The 17,078-nt window shown below is 72.3% G+C and carries 14 protein-coding genes and 1 pseudogene; 8 read left to right on the forward strand and 7 right to left on the reverse strand.

What is annotated here, in order from left to right; genetic code table 11:
- The first annotated feature begins 2 nt into the window (after positions 1-2).
- Both BLW43_RS01715 and BLW43_RS01720 read left to right on the forward strand, forming a co-directional pair.
- Positions 3-1,037: a flagellin gene (locus tag BLW43_RS01715; RefSeq protein WP_093247763.1), complete on the forward strand. Its 1,035-nt coding sequence runs from the start codon at positions 3-5 to the stop codon at positions 1,035-1,037.
- A gap of 7 nt (positions 1,038-1,044) precedes the next feature.
- Positions 1,045-2,286, forward strand: coding sequence for a flagellar basal body P-ring protein FlgI (locus tag BLW43_RS01720; protein WP_093247764.1), 1,242 nt, complete (start codon positions 1,045-1,047; stop codon positions 2,284-2,286).
- Between the two features lie 38 nt (positions 2,287-2,324).
- Here the strand turns inward: BLW43_RS01720 and BLW43_RS01725 are convergent, their stop codons facing one another.
- Complete coding sequence (locus tag BLW43_RS01725; RefSeq protein ID WP_093248166.1) at positions 2,325-2,759, reverse strand: tellurite resistance TerB family protein; 435 nt, start codon at positions 2,757-2,759, stop codon at positions 2,325-2,327.
- A 63-nt stretch (positions 2,760-2,822) separates the two neighbouring features.
- Here BLW43_RS01725 and BLW43_RS01730 point away from each other — a divergent pair, with 63 nt between their 5' ends.
- The 4 genes from BLW43_RS01730 (at position 2,823) to BLW43_RS01745 (ending at position 8,817) form a co-directional block, all read left to right on the forward strand.
- Complete coding sequence (locus BLW43_RS01730; RefSeq protein ID WP_093247766.1) at positions 2,823-3,206, forward strand: DUF2177 family protein; 384 nt, start codon at positions 2,823-2,825, stop codon at positions 3,204-3,206.
- 92 nt (positions 3,207-3,298) lie between these two features.
- The gene (locus BLW43_RS01735) at positions 3,299-4,441 is read left to right on the forward strand and encodes a DNA cytosine methyltransferase (protein WP_093247768.1); all 1,143 of its coding nucleotides are present in this window, start codon (positions 3,299-3,301) and stop codon (positions 4,439-4,441) included.
- Positions 4,442-4,534: 93 nt separating this feature from the next.
- On the forward strand, positions 4,535-5,653 hold the full coding sequence (locus tag BLW43_RS01740; protein WP_093247769.1) for an efflux RND transporter periplasmic adaptor subunit: 1,119 nt from the start codon (positions 4,535-4,537) through the stop codon (positions 5,651-5,653).
- Entirely contained in the window at positions 5,650-8,817 is a 3,168-nt protein-coding gene (locus BLW43_RS01745) for an efflux RND transporter permease subunit (protein WP_093247770.1), read from the forward strand. The genes BLW43_RS01740 and BLW43_RS01745 overlap by 4 nt, the downstream gene beginning before the upstream one ends.
- A gap of 21 nt (positions 8,818-8,838) precedes the next feature.
- Here the strand turns inward: BLW43_RS01745 and recN are convergent, their stop codons facing one another.
- The 3 genes from recN to lpxC form a co-directional block, all read right to left on the reverse strand.
- A complete protein-coding gene (gene recN, locus BLW43_RS01750; RefSeq protein ID WP_093247771.1) occupies positions 8,839-10,488 on the reverse strand; it encodes a DNA repair protein RecN in 1,650 nt (549 codons plus the stop codon).
- A gap of 10 nt (positions 10,489-10,498) precedes the next feature.
- Positions 10,499-11,347 (reverse strand): outer membrane protein assembly factor BamD, encoded by an 849-nt coding sequence (locus BLW43_RS01755; RefSeq protein WP_093247773.1) that lies wholly within the window; start codon positions 11,345-11,347, stop codon positions 10,499-10,501.
- Positions 11,348-11,471: 124 nt separating this feature from the next.
- Positions 11,472-12,380: a UDP-3-O-acyl-N-acetylglucosamine deacetylase gene (gene lpxC, locus BLW43_RS01760; protein ID WP_093247774.1), complete on the reverse strand. Its 909-nt coding sequence runs from the start codon at positions 12,378-12,380 to the stop codon at positions 11,472-11,474.
- 225 nt (positions 12,381-12,605) lie between these two features.
- On the opposite strand from lpxC, the gene BLW43_RS01765 reads away from it, so the two are divergent.
- A complete protein-coding gene (locus tag BLW43_RS01765) occupies positions 12,606-12,962 on the forward strand; it encodes a DUF952 domain-containing protein (protein WP_093247775.1) in 357 nt (118 codons plus the stop codon).
- A complete protein-coding gene (locus tag BLW43_RS01770) occupies positions 12,959-13,999 on the forward strand; it encodes a quinone-dependent dihydroorotate dehydrogenase (protein ID WP_093247776.1) in 1,041 nt (346 codons plus the stop codon). Before BLW43_RS01765 ends, BLW43_RS01770 begins: the two co-directional genes overlap by 4 nt.
- Positions 14,000-14,031: 32 nt before the next feature.
- Here the strand turns inward: BLW43_RS01770 and BLW43_RS24210 are convergent.
- From BLW43_RS24210 to BLW43_RS01780, 3 genes and pseudogenes are all read right to left on the reverse strand, one after another.
- Positions 14,032-14,751: pseudogene (locus BLW43_RS24210) on the reverse strand (endonuclease/exonuclease/phosphatase family protein); the annotation flags it as partial.
- A 179-nt stretch (positions 14,752-14,930) separates the two neighbouring features.
- Positions 14,931-15,653, reverse strand: coding sequence for an acetoacetyl-CoA reductase (gene phbB / locus BLW43_RS01775; protein WP_093247778.1), 723 nt, complete (start codon positions 15,651-15,653; stop codon positions 14,931-14,933).
- Between the two features lie 147 nt (positions 15,654-15,800).
- Positions 15,801-16,976: an acetyl-CoA C-acetyltransferase gene (locus tag BLW43_RS01780; protein WP_093247779.1), complete on the reverse strand. Its 1,176-nt coding sequence runs from the start codon at positions 16,974-16,976 to the stop codon at positions 15,801-15,803.
- Positions 16,977-17,078: the final 102 nt, after the last annotated feature.

Here is a 17,078-nt window from a genome sequence, read left to right on the forward strand (position 1 = left end):
CCATGAGCCTTTTCGCCTCGGCCCCCGACATCCTCGCCGGCAGGCTCACCGCCGCCGCCCATGAGCGCGTCAAGCGCGACCTCGCCATCGCCCAGCAGGAGGTGACGACGGGCGAGAAGGCGGATCGCGTCTCGGCGCTCGGCGGCGACACAGCGCAGCTGATGTCGCTCGACCGCCACATCCGCGAGATCGAGGAGCGCGCGCCGCAGCTCGCGCTCGCGATGGGCAGGGCGGGCATCACGCAGACCGCGCTGGCGCGCGTGCAGGCGGACGCCGCGCGCATCGGGGCGGGCCAGCTCGACAACGCCTCGAACATCGGCGCCACCGTGCGCGCCGCCCGCGCGGCGGAGGCCGGCGCCGCGCTCCAGGAGGTCATTTTCACGCTGAACACGGCCCCTGGCGGACGCGCCCTCTTCGCCGGCGCCGCGGTCGACAGCCCGGCGGTCTCGAGCGCGGACACGCTGCTGAACGAAGTGCGCGCGATCTTCGCCACCTCGATCAGCCTCAGCGAGACGCCCCAGCAGGCGCTCGCCCGGATCGACGACTACTTCGACCCCGCCAGCGCCGCCCCGACCACGATCGTCGGCGCAGTGATTTATCCCGACGTCGTCGCCGGCGTGGCGCCGGGCGTGTCGCTGGACGACGGCGAGCGGCTCGACTACGCCGTGCGCGCCGACGACCCCGCCCTGCTGGACCTCATGAAGGGATATGCGCTGGCGGCGCTGGCCGAGGAGTCAGGCTACGCGGGCGTGGATGCGGAGGTGATCCGCGCCGCCGCCGGGCAGGCGCTCTCGACCGGCGACGTCGGCGTGTCGCTGCTGCGCGGCGATCTCGGCGCCGCCGAGGCCCGCATCGAGGAGACCGCCGTCGCCCAGCAGTCCGAGCGCACCACGCTCACCCTCGCCCGCAACGGGATGATCGGCGTCGACGACTTCGAGGCCGCGACGCGGCTGCGCCGCATCGAGACCCAGCTCGAGGCGCTCTACGCCATCACCGCCCGCGCCGCGAACCTCTCCTTCGTCAACTATCTGCGCTGAGGAGCCCATGACCGATCAGGCGGGCCAGAAGGCCCCGACGCTCCGCGCGGCAGGCGCATTCCTTTCGCGCGCCGCCGCCATCGCACTGGCCCTGGCGCCCAGGACCGGCTTCGCCGACGGCGGTTACGACGGCCCGAACGGACCGGCCGGCGGCCGCGCCGGCTCGAACTTCGTCGTGGACCCCGGCCCCGCCGCCGGAGAGGGCGCCGCGCGGATCAAGGATCTCGTGGAGTTCGAAGGCGTCCGCGGCAACGACCTCGTGGGCTACGGCCTCGTGGTCGGCCTCGACGGCAGCGGAGACGGCCTGCGAAACTCCCCCTTCACCGAGGAAGCGCTCTCCAGCCTGCTGGAGCGCCTCGGCGTCAACGTCACCGGCGAGCAGTTCCGGCCGCGCAACGTCGCCGCCGTGCTCGTGACGGCCACCCTGCCGGCCTTCGCGCGCGCCGGCTCGCGCATCGACGTCACCGTGTCGACCATCGGCGACGCCAAGAGCCTGCTGGGCGGCACCCTCATCATGACGCCGCTCAACGGCGCCGACGGCGACATCTACGCCGTGGCCCAGGGCTCGGTGATCTCCGGCGGCGCGAGGGCCGGCGGCGAGGCCGCCTTCGTCACCCAGGGCGTGCCGACCGCCGGCACCGTGCCGGGCGGGGCGAGGGTCGAGCGGGAGGTCGTGTTCGACTTCGAGCGCATGAGCCAGATCCGCCTCGCCGTGCGCGACGCCGACTTCACCACCGCCGCCCGCATCGCCGCCGCGGTCAACGGCGTCTTCGGCCGGCGCATCGCCCACATGCTCGATTCCGGCACCGTCGAGCTCGACGTCTCCGCGGCCCGCGGTTTCACGCCGGCGGAGGTGATCGCGTCCATCGAGAACATCGAGGTCGCGCCGTCGCAGAAGGCGCGCGTCGTGGTGGACCACCGCTCGGGAACCATCGTTCTGGGCTCGGACGTGCGCGTGAGCCGCATCGCCGTCAGCCAGGGCAACATCATCCTGCGCGTCAACGAGCAGCCCATCGTCTCGCAGCCCAACCCCTTCGCCCGCAACGGCGAGACCGTGGTGGTGCCCCGAACGGAGGCGGACATCCAGGAGGACCCGGGCCTTGGCCTCGCCCTCGTCAACGAAGCGGTGACGCTTGCCGACCTCGTGGGCGGGCTGAACGCGCTGGGCGTCGGCCCGCGCGACATGATCGACATCCTCAAGGCGATCAAGCTCGCCGGCGCGCTCCACGCCGAGTTCGTCGTCCAGTAGGCGACGAGGCCGGGCCGCTCCCGGTTCGCGCGCCGGCCTCAGCCCCCTGCCGCGCGCTGGCGGGCCTGCGCGCTCTCGCGGTCGGTCAGGGCCAGCAGCGGCGCGAGCTTGCGCATCAGCGCGTCCTCATGGGGGTCGCGCTCGCCGTCGCTCAGGACGACGCGCCACAGCGCCTCCATCAGCGCGCCGCGCTCCGGGCCGCTCATCTGCGTCTTGAGCACCCGCGTGAACCGCACGACGTCAGCCGCGCCGGCCTGCGCGGCCTCGCCGCGCGCCCGCGCCTCGGCGGCGGCCGCGGCGTCCAGAGTGAACATGACGGCGAGCATCCGCTCGATGGCGGCGGCCTCGTCGGCGGTGTAGTCGGCGTCCGCGCGCGCGGCCTCGACCAGCAGCGCCGCCACGGCCTCGTCGGCGCCGGGCTGGCTCGGCGGGGTTTGCGGCGCGCCGGCGATCCTGCGAAGGAAATCTATCATGGGCGGCATATATCCGAGGAGCGCCGCGCCTCCAAGCGCCGCGCCGCCAAGGGAGACCCCCGTTTGACCCACTTCGCCCTCTACCTCGCCGTCACCGCGATCTTTCTCGCCGTCGACGCCGTCTGGCTCAAGGCCGTGGCGGGACCGTTCTTTCGCCGACAGGTCGGCGCACTCATGCTGGAGGAGCCGCGGCTGGGTGTCGCCGCGCTGTTCTACGTCGGCTATTGCGCCGGCATCGTCTATTTCGCTGCGGCCCCCGCCGCGGGAGACCCCGGCGCGGCCTTCGTCGACGGCGCTTTGCTGGGCCTGTGCGCCTATGGGGCCTACGAGGCGACCAATCTTGCGACCCTGAAGGGCTGGACCGTCGGGATGGCCGCGCTGGACACCGTCTGGGGCGCGCTGCTGAGCGGCGCGGCGGCGGCCGGGGCCGTGGCGCTGGTCGGCTGAGCGGCGCTTTCCGCGCTGGACGGGCGGGCGCGCGCCGGGGCAGTCTGTGCGCGCGGTCGGCGACGGCCGCGCGGGTGCGACGAAAGGCGGCGATGCCGGTCTTCCACGAATTCTTCGCCGGCGGCGGCATGGTGCGGGCCGGGCTCGGCGCGGGCTGGACCTGCGCCTTCGCCAACGACTTCGACCCCCGCAAGGCGGAATCCTACGTCCGCAACTGGGGCGCCGAGGCGCTGCGGGTCGGCGATGTCGCCGAGGTGGCGCCGGACATGGTCCCCGGCCGCGCCGATCTCGCCTGGGCGTCCTTTCCCTGTCAGGATCTCTCCCTGGCCGGCGCCGGCGCCGGGCTCGCCGGCGGACGATCCGGCGCGTTCTACCCGTTCTGGCGCGTCATCGACGGTCTGGCCGCGCAGGGCCGCGCGCCGCGCATCGTCGCCGTGGAGAATGTCGTCGGGACGCTGACCTCCGCCGGCGGCGCGGATTTCCGGGCCATCTGCGAGACGTTCCTCGGCCACGGCTACCGGCCCGGCGCCCTGGTGATCGACGCGGCGCTGTTCACGCCGCAGTCGCGCCCGCGGCTGTTCGTCATCGGCTTTCGCGGCGCGCCGGACCCGGCGCTCACCGCGCCGCGGCCCGAGGGGCCGTTCCATGCCGCCGGCCTCGTGCGCGCCGTCGACGCGCTGCCGGCGGCGCTGCGCGAGGCGCTGGTCTGGTGGCGGCTGCCGCCGCCGCCGCCGCGCGCGACCACACTCGCCGACATCCTCGAGGACGACCCTTCGGACGCGCCCTGGCGCACCCCCGAACACACCGCGCGGCTGCTCTCGCTGATGGCGCCGGCGCACCGCGCGCGCGTCGAGGCCGCCGCCGCGACAGGCGCGCGGATGGCCGGCTGCGTCTACCGCCGCACCCGTCGCGACGAGACGGGCGCCCGCATCCAGCGCGCCGAGATACGCTTCGACGGCCTCGCCGGCTGCCTGCGCACGCCCGGCGGCGGCTCCAGCCGTCAGACCCTTCTGGTGGTGGAGGGGCGCGACGTCCGCTCGCGCCTGCTCTCGGCGCGCGAGATGGCGCGCCTCATGGGCCTGCCCGACGGCTACCGCCTTCCCGCCCGCCTGTCCGACGCCTGCCATCTCACTGGCGACGGCGTCGCGGTCGACGTGGTCGCCCATCTGCGCGCCGCGCTCTTCGAGCCGATGCTCGCCGCGGCGCCGGCGGGCGCACTGCAGTCGGTCGCATGACGGCCTTGATGTAAGACCACCCCACATCGCGGTTGTGCAGTGCGCCATGGCGCCCTAACAAGTCCCGAAATAGTCGCTCTTGGGGAGCAGCCCATGCGCCTTCCGACATCAATCGTCGCTGTCGTCCTGTCCGCCGCCATGGCGTCGGCGCAGAACGGGCCGCCGCAGGTCACCGCGGCGAAGCCGGTGGTGAAGGAGATCGTGGAGGACGACGAGTTCGTTGGCCGCTTCGACGCCGTCGCCGCCGTGGACGTGCGCGCCCGGATCGACGGCTATCTCGACGGCGTGCACTTCACCGACGGCTCGGTGGTGGCGAAGGGCGACCTTCTGTTCACGATCGACGCCCGAACGTTCCAGACGGCGCTCGATCAGGCGGCGGCGCAGATCGACGTCGCCGAGGCCTCCTACGCGTTCACAAGCGAGCAGCTCGAGCGCGCCGAACGCCTTCTGGCGAACGGCAACATCGCCCAGAGCACCGTCGACGAGCGGCGCGAGGCCTTCCTCTCGGCGCGCGGCGAGCGCGAACGCGCCCGCGCGGCGCTGAAGTCCGCCCAGATCGACCTCGACTTCACCAACATCGCAGCCCCGATCGCCGGCGTCATCGGGCGCGAGCTGGTGACGCCGGGGAACCTCGTCAACGCCAACAGCACGGTGCTGACCAACATCGTCTCGCTCGACCCCATCCACTTCTATTTCGACATCGACGAGCGCTATTTCCTCGCCTACGCCCGCGACGCGCGCACGCGCGGCGCCTCGCTCCAGCGCGGCGCCGGCGGCCTGCCCGTCGTCGTGACGTTGTCGGACGGCGAGAAGCACTCCGGCGAGCTCGACTTCGCCGAGAACCGGCTCGACGAGCAGACCGGGACGATGCGCGTCCGCGCGATCCTGCCCAACCCGGATGGCGAGCTGCAGCCGGGTCTCTTCGGCCGCATCAACGTGCCCGGCTCGCTGCCCTATGAGGGCGTTCTGATCCCCGATGCGGCGGTCGTCGCCGACCAGAACCGGCGGCTCGTGATGCTGGTGGACGGCGAGGGCAAGGTGACGCCGCGCGAAGTTCGCCCCGGCCCGCGCATCGACGGCTATCGCGTGGTGCGCGAGGGCCTCGACGGCTCCGAGACGCTGGTGATCGAGGGCCTGATGCGCGCCCGCCCAGGCGCCACGGTCTCACCGGAGATCGTGACGCTGCCGCCGGTCGCGGAGCAGGCTGAATGACCCATTTCTTTGTCGACCGGCCGATCTTCGCGTCCGTCGTCTCGATCGTGCTGACCCTGCTCGGCCTGCTGGCGTATTTCCAGCTTCCGGTCGAGCAGTATCCCGAGATCGCGCCGCCCTCGATCGTGGTGCGCGCCACATATCCGGGCGCGGACGCCGAGACGCTTGCCTCGACGGTGGCGACGCCGCTGGAGCAGGAGATCAACGGCGTCGAGGGGATGCTCTACCTCTCGTCCTACTCCACCGCTGACGGCGCGGTGAGCGTGACCGTGACGTTCAACCTCGGCGTCGACCTCGACCAGGCGCAGGTGCTGGTGCAGAATCGCGTCTCTGTGGCGGAATCGCGACTGCCGGAGGAGGTGCGCAGCCTAGGCGTCACCACCACCAAGTCCTCGCCCGACCTGATGATGGTCGTGCACATGCTGTCGCCTGACGGGACTTTCGACCAGCTCTACGTCTCCAACTACGCCCGCTCCCGCGCGCGCGACCGGCTGGTGCGGCTGGAGGGCGTGGGAAACGTGCAGATCTTCGGCGAGCGCGAGTTCGCCGCCCGCATCTGGACCGACCCCGACAAGCTCGCCTCGCTGGGTCTGACCGCCGGGGACGTGGTTGACGCGCTGCGCGCGCAGAACGTGCAGGTGGCCGGCGGCGCGCTCGGGCAGGCGCCCAACGACCTCGACGTGGCCTTTCAGGTCAGCGTCATCACCCAGGGCCGCTTCGACCGGCCGAGCCAGTTCGAGAGCGTCATCGTCCGCGCCAGCGAGGACGGCCGCATCGTCCGACTGCGCGACGTCGCGCGCGTGGAGCTCGGCGCGCGCGACTACGCCAACAACTCCTATCTCGACAACACCGAGGCCGTCGCGCTGGGCATTTTCCAGCGGCCCGGCTCGAACGCGCTCGACACCGCGGCCGAGATCCTCTCGACCATGGAGACGCTCTCGCAGGACTTTCCGCCCGGCCTGGAGTATCGCGTCGTCTACAACCCGACCGAGTTCATCGAGGCCTCCGTCACCGAGGTCTACAAGACGATCCTCGAAGCGGTCGTACTCGTGATCATCGTCATCCTCGTGTTTCTGCAGAGCTGGCGCACTGCGCTCATTCCCATCGTCGCCATTCCCGTGTCGCTCGTCGGCACGTTCGCGGCGATGCTGCTGCTGGGGTTCTCGCTGAACCTGCTGACGCTGTTCGGCCTGGTGCTGGCCATCGGCATCGTCGTCGACGACGCCATCGTGGTGGTCGAGAACGTCGAGCGGAACATGGCCGAGGGCATGTCGCCGCGGGAGGCGGCTCACCGCACCATGACCGAGGTCTCCGGCGCGCTCATCGCCACGGCGCTGGTGCTGATCGCGGTGTTCGTGCCGACGGTTTTCGTGCCGGGCATCACCGGGCAGTTCTACACCCAGTTCGCCGTGACGCTGTCGGTCGCCATGGCGATCTCGGCGCTGAACTCGCTGTCGCTGTCGCCGGCGCTGGCGGCGATCCTGCTGAAGCCGCACGGCGACGGCCATGACCGGCCGCGCAACCCCGTGGCGCGCCTCGGCTCGGCGCTGGCGGGCGGCTTCAACCGCGGCTTCGACTGGCTGTCGGACCGCTACGCCCGGCTGATCGGGCTGCTGGTGGGAAGCTGGACGGCGCTGCTGGCCATGCTCGCCGTCTTTGCGGTGCTGCTCGCCGGCGTCTGGTTCATGCTACAGAAGGTGCCGACCGGGTTCATTCCCCCGATGGACCAGGGCTACGCCATCGTCGTCGTCCAGCTGCCTGACGGCGCCGCGCTAGACCGCACCGACGCCGTGATGAAGCGGGCGACCGATATCGCGCTAGGCGTGCCCGGCGTCGAGAGCGCCGTGGCCTTCGCCGGCTTCTCCGGCGCGACCTTCACCAACGCGACCAACCAGGGCGTGATCTTCGCCACCTTCGCACCCTTCGAGGAGCGCATCGCCGAGGGCCTGCCCTCCGGCCGCGTCATCGGCTCGCTTTTCGGCGCCATGCAGCAGATCCGAGAGGCGTTCATCATCGCCGTGCCGCCGCCCTCGGTGCGCGGCGTGGGCAACTCGGGCGGTTTCAAGCTCCAACTCCAGGACGAGGAGAGCGCGAGCATCGGCCGCGTGCTCCAGACGGCGCGCGCGCTGGCCGGCGCGGCGTCGCAGGACGAACGGCTGCAGAGCGTCTTCACGACCTTCACCGCGAGCACGCCGCAGCTCTATCTCGACATCGACCGGGTCCGCGCGCAGATCCTCAACGTGCCGATTCCGAACCTGTTCGAGGCGCTGTCGACCAATTTCGGCGCCTACTACGTCAACGACTTCAACGCCTTCGGTCGCCAGTTCCAGGTGCGGCTGGCGGCGGACGCCGGCTTCCGGCTGGAAGTCGACGACATCCGCACGCTCAAGGTGCGCAGCGCCTCAGGCGCTCTGGTGCCGCTCGGCACGCTGGTCGAGGTGCGCGAGACGGCGGGCCCGCAGCTCATCCAGCGCTACAATCTCCAGACCTCGGTGCCGGTGCAGGGCGAGGCCGCGCCGGGCGTCTCCACCGGCGACGCACTGATCGCGATGGAGGAACTTGCCGAGCGCGTCGCCCCCGCCGGCGTCAGCTACGAATGGACCGAGCTGGCGCTGCAGGAGCGCCAGCAGGGCGACACGGCGACCTACATCTTCGCCCTGTCGGTGCTCTTCGCGTTCCTCGTGCTCGCGGCGCAGTATGAAAGCTGGGTGCTGCCGCTGGCGATCATGCTGATCGTGCCGCTCTCGATCTTCGCCGCGCTCATCGGCGTCGACTTCCGCGGCATGGACAACAACGTGCTGACCCAGGTCGGCCTGATCGTGCTGGTGGGGCTCGCGGCCAAGAACGCCATCCTGATCGTGGAGTTCGCGAAGCAGGCGATGGAGGAGCGCGGAGCCGGCCCCGCCGACGCCGCTGTTGAGGCGTGCCGGCTGCGGCTGAGGCCGATCCTTATGACCGCCTTCGCCTTCATCCTCGGCGTCGTGCCGCTCGTCATCGCCCAGGGGCCCGGCGCGGAGATGCGGCAGGCGCTCGGCACGGCGGTCTTTTCGGGGATGATCGGGGTGACGCTGTTCGGCCTGTTCCTGACGCCGGTGTTCTTCGTCGCCCTCAGGCGGCTGTTCCCGGGCGGGGCGCGCGAGGCGGCGCCAGGCGCGGCGCACTGAGGCCCGGCGAGAGGCGCGCCCTCAGACGGCGGCGAGAAGCTCCCGCGCCGCGGCGCGGGCGCCGTCCGTCACGGTCTCGCCCGCCAGCATCCGGGCGATCTCGTCGGTGCGCTCGGCCTCCGCGACCGGCAGCACCATGGTCCGCATGGCGCCGCCCGCCATGCGCTTCTCGATGCGCCAGTGATGCGCGCCGCGGGCCGCGACCTGCGGCGAGTGCGTGACGACAAGCACCTGCGCGGCGTACGCCAGCCGGGCGAGCCTGCGGCCCACCGCGTCCGCCGTCGCGCCGCCGACGCCGCGATCGATCTCGTCGAAGATCAGCGTCACCCCGTCGCTGCGCGCCGCGAGGCAGACCTTGAGCGCCAGCAGGAATCGCGAGAGCTCGCCGCCCGAGGCGATGCGGTCGATCGGCCCCGGCGCGGCGCCGGGGTTGGTGGAGATGGTGAAGGCGGCGCGGTCGGCGCCCTCCGGCCCGGGCTCGCCCGGCGAGACCTCGGTGAGGAAGCGCGCGCGCTCCATCTTCAGCGGCGGCAGCTCCGCGGCCATGGCGGCGTCCAGACGCGCCGCCGCCGCGCGCCGCGCCGCGCCGACCCGCCCGGCCTCGGCGTCGTAGGCGGCGCGCGCGGCGGCGGCGGCGGCGTCGAGCTCGGCCAGCCGCTCGGCGCCGGTCTCGAGCGCCGCGAGCCGGCCGCGCAACGCCTCGGCGAGGGTCGCCAGGTCGTCGGGCCCGACATCGTGCTTGCGGGCCAGGGCGCGCAGGGCGAACAGCCGCTCCTCACCGCGCTCCAGCGCCAGCGGGTCGAACTCCAGCGCCTCCAGCGCCGCGTCGACGGCGGCCTGCGCCTCGGCGAGCTCGGCCAGCGCACGGTCGATGGCGGCCACGCCCTCGTCCAGCCGCCCGCCGGCAAGCTCGGCGGCGCGCTCCAGCCGACGCGCGGCGTTGGCCATGGCGCCCTCGGCGCCCTGCCCGCCCAGCTCGGCGGCGGCCTTCTCGACATCCTCGCGGATGCGCGCCGCCGCCTGCATCCGCCGCCGCCCGGCGTCGAGCGCGGCGTCCTCTCCCGGCTGCGGCGCGAAGGCGTCGAGCTCCGCGACCGCATGGCGCAGGAAGTCCCCCTCCGCCTCGGCCGCCGCCAGCGCCAGCCGCGCCGCGTCCAGCGCGCCCTCCGCCGCCCGCAGCGCCCCCCAGGCGGCGCGGACCGGCCCGAGATCCAGCCCCGCGAAGGCGTCCAGCAGCGCGCGGTGCGCGGCCGGGTTCAGAAGCCCACGGTCGTCATGCTGGCCATGGATCTCCACCAGCGTCTCACTGATCGCCCGCATCGCCTCGGCGCTCGCCCGTTGGTCGTTCACGAAACCGCGCGCGCGCCCGTCAGCCCCCAGCACGCGACGCAGGATCAGCACGTCCTCGGCGGCGCCGATCCCCATGTCGCGCAGCAGCGCCTGGGCGGGGTGGCCGTCCCCGATTTCGAACGCCGCCGTCACAGAGCCCTCGGCGGCGCCGGGGCGCAGCATGTCCGCCCGCCCGCGGCGCCCCAGCGCCAGCCCCAGCGCATCGAGCAGTATCGACTTGCCGGCCCCCGTCTCGCCGGTCAGCACGTTGAGGCCGGGCCTGAGATCGAGCGTCAGCGCCTCGATCAGAACGATGTCGCGGATGGCGAGACTTACGAGCACCTGCGGCGCCTCAGAGCCATTCTCCGAGCACCACCTGCCGCCAGCTTCGCGCGAGCCAGCTGTTGGAGTTCATCCGCGGCGCGGTGTTTGCGCCGGTGAGCAGGTCGAAGCTCGAGGCGTACCATGTCGATCCCGGGAAGTTCTCGCCCAGCACCGCCGCCGCCGTCTGCGCCTCGCCGACCACCCCGAGCCGCAGGTAGGCCTCCACGAGGCGATGCAGCGCCTCGGGCGTGTGCGAGGTGGTCTGATAGTCCTCCACCACGGCGCGGAAGCGGTTGATCGCAGCGACATAGTGCTGGTTCTTCAGGTAGTAGCGCCCGATCTCCATCTCCTTGCCGGCGAGATGGTCCTGGGTGAGGTCAAGCTTGAGCTGCGCCTCGCGGGCGTACTCCGTGTCGGGGTAGCGGTTGACCACCTCGCGCAGCGCGGCGAGGGCCTCGCGCGTCGCGCCCTGATCTCGGCCCACGTCGACGATCTGATCGTACCAGGTGTTGGCGATGAGATACTGCGCCCGCGCCGCGGCGGGATCGGCCGGATAGAAGGCCAGGAACCGCTCGGCGGCGAGCCGGGCCTGATCATAGGCGCCGCCCTGATAATACGCCTCGGCGCCGCGGAGAATCGAGGTCTTGGCCAGCTGCGAGTAGGGATAGAGGCGCTCGATCTCGTCATAGAGCGCGGCGGCCTGAAGCGGCTCGCCCTCCGCCGCCAGCGCGTCCGCTTCGGCGACGATCGCCTCCGCCGACCGGAGTTCGATGGGAATCTCGTCGTCGCCGCACGACGCGACGCCGAGCGCCGCCGCGAGGACGGCCGCCAGACGGAAGGTTTTCGCGCGCGCGGCGCAGGTCGGGGGTCGCTCCATCGGGCTGTCTCGCTTCGCCTCTCGATGCGCCGCTACGGGGCGGTCGGGATGCGGTTAGCACATCGCTCAGCAAGGCGCGAGACTGGCGCGGCCGAGCGCGGCCGCGGCCCGCTCGATGGCCCGATCACTCCGCCGCCATGCGCTCCGCGGCGACGGCGCCGCCGGCGTCCGCGCGCGGCGGCGCGGGCTCCCAGCGCCACGCCGAGCGGTCGGCGAAGAGTGCGCGCAGCAGCGCGTTTGTCATCGCGTGGCCGGCGCGCACGCCGTGGTAGGCGCCCAGGATCGGCCCGCCGGCGAGCGCGAGATCGCCCACCGCGTCGAGCGCCTTGTGGCGCACGAACTCGTCGGGCCGGCGCAGGCCCTCGGGGTTAAGCACCGCGGCGCCGTCCACGACGACCGCGTTGTGCAGGCCGCCCCCGAGCGCGAGGCCCGCCGCGCGCAGCGCGTCGATGTCCGTCCGGCGCACGAAGGTCCGGCAGTCGGCGAGTTCATGCGAGAAGATCTCGGGGGTCACGGCGAAGGCGCAGGTCTGCCGCCCGATGGCCGCGTCGGCGAAGTCGATGTCGAAGGCGACGGTCGGGGCCGCGGCGGGGCTGAGCGCCGCCGAGGCGGCCCCGTTCTCGACCCGCACCGCCCTGAGCACCCGGAGCGCCCGGCGCGGCGCGGCCTGATAGGCGAGGCCGACGGCGGCGATGGCGTCCACGAAAGGCTGCGCGCTGCCGTCGAGGATCGGCGCCTCGGGGCCGTCGATGGTGATCAGCGCGTTGTCGACGCCCATGCCCGCCAGCGCGGCCATCACATGCTCGACGGTCGAGACGGTCACGCCGTCGGCGTTGCCGATCATGGTGCAGAGCCGAGCATCGACGACCGCATCGAACCGCGCATGCACGAGCGGATCGCGGTCCGCCACGTCGACGCGATGGAAGCGCACGCCCTCGCCTGGCGCCGCGGGACGCACCACCATGCGCACGGGCGCGCCGCCATGGAGGCCGACGCCGGTGAAGACGAGCGAACGTGCGACAGTCGCCTGCATTTTCTTGTCCTCGTTTCGACAGGGCCCATTCGGGCCTCAACGCTCTTTTTATGTGTGGATAAGCTGCCTGCGTGTCCCGCGCCGCACAATTCAATCATTGTTACGGCCTGAAACATCGCCTCAAGCAATTGTTTTTATTGTTATTTGTATGGCTTCAGGGGGTGATTCCCGCCCCGCGCGACACGGCGCTTGACCGCAAGCGCGGCGCAGTGCACGCCTGCCGCCATGCTCATCTTCAAGATATTCACCGCCGAGCAATGGGCGCAGCTGGAGGCCGCCGGCCTCACCCACGGCGCGCCGGTGGACCTCGCCGACGGCTTCATCCACTTCTCGACCGCCGGCCAGGCGAGGGAGACCGCCGCGAAGCACTTCGCAGGCGAGCGCGGCCTCGTGGTGGCGGCGGTGGAGGCGGCGCGGCTGGGCGACGCCCTGCGGTGGGAGCCCTCGCGCGGCGGCGCGCTCTTCCCCCACCTCTACCGGGCGCTGCGCCGCGACGAGGTGGCCTGGGCGGCGCCGCTGCCGCTTGAGGCGGACGGCCACGTTTTCCCCGATCTCGGCCCCGATCTCGGCGACCGCGCATGACCGGCGCGCTGGAGCGGGCGGGTCTGGCCATTCTGGGCAGGCTCGACCCCGAGACGGCCCACGCGCTGGCGCTGAAGGCGCTACGGATGGGGTTGGCGCCGCTGCCGGGCCCGGTCTCCTCGCCGCGCCTCGCGACGCGGCTCTTCGGGCGCGACCTGCCGAACCCGGTGGGCGTCGCGGCGGGGTTCGACAAGCAGGCCGAGGCGCTCGATGCGACGCTGCGCACGGGCTTCGGCTTCGTGGAGGTCGGCGGCGTGACCCCGCGGCCGCAGACCGGCAATCCGCGCCCGCGCCTCTTCCGGCTCACCGAGGACCGTGCTGTGATCAACCGCTTCGGCTTCAACAATGGCGGGCTCGCCGCGATGCAGGCGCGGCTGAGGGCGCCGCGGCCGCCCGGGGTCGTCGGCGTCAATCTCGGCGCGAACAAGGACAGCGCCGACCGGCTCGACGACTATGTGACGCTGGTTCGCGGCCTCCGCGGGCTGGCGGACTTCCTGACCGTCAACGTGTCCTCCCCCAACACCCCCGGCCTGCGCGGCCTGCAGGACCGCGCCGCCCTCGACGAGCTGCTGGCGGCCTGCGCCGAAGCGGCGGAGGGCGCGGCGCTCGCGGTGAAGATCGCGCCGGAACTCGACGAGACGGCCCTGCGCGACGTGGCGGAGACCGCGGCGGCGCGCGGCGTCTCGGCGATCATCGCCACCAACACCACGCTGGCGCGCGTCGGCCTGCGCAGCGTCCACGCGTCGGAGGCCGGGGGGCTTTCCGGCCGTCCGCTGTTCGAGAAGTCGACCCGCGCGCTGCGCCTGCTGGCGGGGATGACCGAACTGCCGCTCATCGGCGTCGGCGGCGTGGACGGCGCCGAGGCCGCCTACGCCAAGATCCGCGCCGGCGCGAGCGCGGTGCAGCTCTACAGCGCGCTCGTGTTCGGCGGGGTGAGCCTCGGCGCGCGCATCGCCCGCGGGCTCGACGCGCTGCTGGCGCGCGACGGCTTCTCCTGCGTGGCGGACGCGGTGGGCGCGGACCTGCGGGGCGCCTGAAGCCGCAGAAGCAGCCCCCGATGGTCCGACCCCGGCAACTCGAAGCTGCGCACCTCCTCGACTCCGATGCCCGGCGAGACGAGCGCGTGGTCGAGCGGCAGCGACATCAGCGGCCCCAACGGCCCCAGAAGCCCCGCAAGCTTGCTGCGCCACGTCATCCGCAGTCCGCCCACCGGCGCGACGCCGAGCTGTTCGGCGACGCGCGAGACCGCGACGCTCCAGGGCGCTGCGTTGAAGTCTCCGAGCACGATGAGCGGGCCGTCCAGCGGCGGCAACGCGGCGAGCAGCCCGGCGATCTGGCTCTCCTGCGGCTCGGTCAGCGGCCGTCGCAGGTGCAGTCCCACGACCGTGACCACGCCGCCGCCCGGCAGATCGAAGCGCCCCCAGACGAGCGCCGGGCGGTCGGCGCTGTTGTCCACCTTGGCGCCGGCGGCCGGTTCGAGCGTGCTCCAGAGCCAGGCCCCGGTGTAGACGTATCGAACGCGGTTGACGACGTGACCGTAGCGACGCGACAGCGCGCCCTCCGGGGCGCGGAAGGCGAAAACCGTCTCGAGCGTGACCAGCACATCGGCGCCGAGCGCGGCGAGCGTCTCCTGCGCCGCGTCGGGCTGCGTGTTCGAGATGTCGACATTGGCGAGCGCCACCGTCAGCAGGGCGACGTCGCCCGGGGCGGGCGGCGCGATCGGCGACCGCAGCGCCGGTCCGAGGCCGGCAAGCGCGATCGCGGAGCACGCAAGCGCCGCCAGCCCCACGCTCCGGTCAACCGCCAGCGAGACCGCGCCGAGGCAGGCGGCGGCGGCGGCCAGATGGAGGCGGAAATGCGCGAGGCTGTCGAGCGGGAACCAAAGACGCCCGAGGAACCCGACGAGGATCGCCGCGGCGCACAGCAGCGCCGCGGCGCAGATCGTCCGGTGAAAGGCGCGGCGCAGGTTCAGCCGAAGAACTGGGCGCCGTTGGCGGAGATCGTCGAGCCGTTGATGAAGCCCGCGTCGTCGGAGACCAGGAACGCCACGCAGCGCGCGATCTCCTCCGGCTCGCCCAGGCGGCCCGCCGGAATCTGCGCGATGATCGACTCGCGCACCTTCTCGGGCACCGCCATCACCATCTCGGTCGCGATGTAGCCCGGGCAGACGGCGTTCGCGGTGATGCCGGCGCGCGCGCCCTCCTGCGCGAGGCTGCGCACGATGCCGATGTCGCCGGCCTTGGTCGCGGCGTAGTTCACCTGCGCGAACTGACCCTTCTGGCCGTTGACCGAGCTGATCACGACGACGCGTCCGAACTTGCGCTCGCGCATCCCCGGCCAGACCGGGTGAACCGTGTTGAAGACACCGGTGAGGTTGGTGTCGATCACCTGGCGCCACTGCTCGGGCGTCATCTTGTGGAACGGCGCGTCGCGCGTGATGCCGGCGTTGGCCACGACGATGTCGATGGGGCCGAGATCGGCCTCGACCTGCGCGGCGCCGGCCTTGCACTCCTCGTAATCGGCGACGTTCCACTTGTAGACCGGGATGCCGGTCTCGGCCTTGAATGCGTTCGCGGCGTCATCGTTGCCCGCATAGTTCGCGGCGACGGCGTAGCCGGCGGCCTTCAGCGCCTTCGAGATCGCCGCGCCGATGCCGCGCGACCCTCCGGTGACGAGTGCGACTCGCGCCATGGGAATTCCTCCATTTATGGGTCTCTCCGGTCGGGCCCCTCCCGCCGGATCGTTCGATGCGCGCTTCCCCTCATCGGGGGGCCGACGGTCGGAAGCGCGCCGCGCCGGGCCGCCGCGCCTTCTCGGCGGCCCTTGCGACGATGTCTCTCAGACGCCCTCGACGCACATGGCCACGCCCATGCCGCCGCCGATGCACAGCGTGGCGAGGCCCTTCTTCGCGCCGCGGCGCTTCATCTCGAACAGCAGCGTGTTGAGGATGCGGGCGCCCGACGCGCCGATCGGGTGGCCGATGGCGATGGCGCCGCCGTTCACGTTCACAATCTCAGGGTTCCAGCCCATGTCCTTGTTCACGGCGCAGGCCTGGGCGGCGAAAGCCTCGTTGGCCTCCACGAGATCGAGATCCTCGGCCTTCCAGCCGGCCTTCTCCAGCGCCTTGCGGCTGGAGGGGATCGGCCCCGTGCCCATGATCGCGGGGTCGACGCCGGCGGTGGCGTAGCTCGCGATGCGCGCCAGCGGCGTGATCCCGCGGCGCCCGGCCTCGGCCTCGGTCATCAGCACCAGCGCCGCCGCGCCGTCGTTGAGCCCCGAGGCGTTGCCCGCCGTCACCGTGCCGTCCTTGGAGAAGGCCGGCCGCAGCTTGGCCATCGCCTCGACGGTGGCGCCGTGGCGGATGTACTCGTCATGCTCGGTCACGACGTCGCCCTTGCGGGTCTTGACGGTCACTGGCGCGATCTCGTCGGCGAATCGGCCCGCCTTCTGCGCCGCCTCGGCCTTGTTCTGCGAGGCCACGGCGAAGGCGTCCTGCTCGTCGCGGGTGAGCTGCCACTTCGAGGCGACGTTCTCGGCGGTCGTGCCCATGTGGTAGCCGTTGAAGGCGTCCCACAGGCCGTCCTTGATCATCGTGTCGATGAACTTCACGTCGCCCATCTTGGTTCCCTGCCGCATGTGGGCGCAGTGGGGGCTGAGCGACATGCTCTCCTGCCCGCCGGCGACGACGATCTCCGCATCGCCGAGCAGGATGTGCTGGGCGCCGAGCGCGACCGAGCGCAGCCCCGAGCCGCAGACCTGGTTGATGGTCCACGCCGCGCTCTCGAGCGGCAGGCCGGCCTTCACATGGGTCTGGCGCGCCGGGTTCTGGCCGACGCCCGCCGTCAGCACCTGACCGAGGATGGTCTCCGACACCGCGCCGGGCTCCAGCCCCGCGCGCTCCAGCGCCGCCTTCACCGCGACGACGCCGAGATCGTCCGCGGCGACGCCGGCGAACGCCCCATTGAACGAGCCCACCGGCGTGCGCGCGGCCGAGGCGATGACGATGTTGGTCATGGCGGTTTTCCCCTCACCAGTTCTCCGGCGCGCCCGTCAGGGCCAGCGCCGCCGGCGGACACTAACAAAGCATGATTGCGCCGCCCATAGCGAACGCTGCGC

It is taken from the genome of Rubrimonas cliftonensis, from assembly GCF_900107585.1.
GTDB classification, from domain to species: Bacteria; Pseudomonadota; Alphaproteobacteria; order Rhodobacterales; family Rhodobacteraceae; genus Rubrimonas; species Rubrimonas cliftonensis.

Excerpts from the sequence above, each read along its gene's own strand:
- BLW43_RS01715 (WP_093247763.1), top strand. The coding sequence starts at position 3 with ATGAGCCTTTTCGCCTCGGCCCCCGACATCCTCGCCGGCAGGCTCACC.
- BLW43_RS01745 (WP_093247770.1), top strand. The coding sequence starts at position 5,650 with ATGACCCATTTCTTTGTCGACCGGCCGATCTTCGCGTCCGTCGTCTCG.
- BLW43_RS01735 (WP_093247768.1), top strand. The coding sequence starts at position 3,299 with ATGCCGGTCTTCCACGAATTCTTCGCCGGCGGCGGCATGGTGCGGGCC.
- BLW43_RS01740 (WP_093247769.1), top strand. The coding sequence starts at position 4,535 with ATGCGCCTTCCGACATCAATCGTCGCTGTCGTCCTGTCCGCCGCCATG.
- BLW43_RS01770 (WP_093247776.1), top strand. The coding sequence starts at position 12,959 with ATGACCGGCGCGCTGGAGCGGGCGGGTCTGGCCATTCTGGGCAGGCTC.
- lpxC (WP_093247774.1), bottom strand. The coding sequence starts at position 12,380 with ATGCAGGCGACTGTCGCACGTTCGCTCGTCTTCACCGGCGTCGGCCTC.
- BLW43_RS01780 (WP_093247779.1), bottom strand. The coding sequence starts at position 16,976 with ATGACCAACATCGTCATCGCCTCGGCCGCGCGCACGCCGGTGGGCTCG.
- BLW43_RS01765 (WP_093247775.1), top strand. The coding sequence starts at position 12,606 with ATGCTCATCTTCAAGATATTCACCGCCGAGCAATGGGCGCAGCTGGAG.
- BLW43_RS01720 (WP_093247764.1), top strand. The coding sequence starts at position 1,045 with ATGACCGATCAGGCGGGCCAGAAGGCCCCGACGCTCCGCGCGGCAGGC.
- BLW43_RS01725 (WP_093248166.1), bottom strand. The coding sequence starts at position 2,759 with ATGATAGATTTCCTTCGCAGGATCGCCGGCGCGCCGCAAACCCCGCCG.
- BLW43_RS01755 (WP_093247773.1), bottom strand. The coding sequence starts at position 11,347 with ATGGAGCGACCCCCGACCTGCGCCGCGCGCGCGAAAACCTTCCGTCTG.
- phbB (WP_093247778.1), bottom strand. The coding sequence starts at position 15,653 with ATGGCGCGAGTCGCACTCGTCACCGGAGGGTCGCGCGGCATCGGCGCG.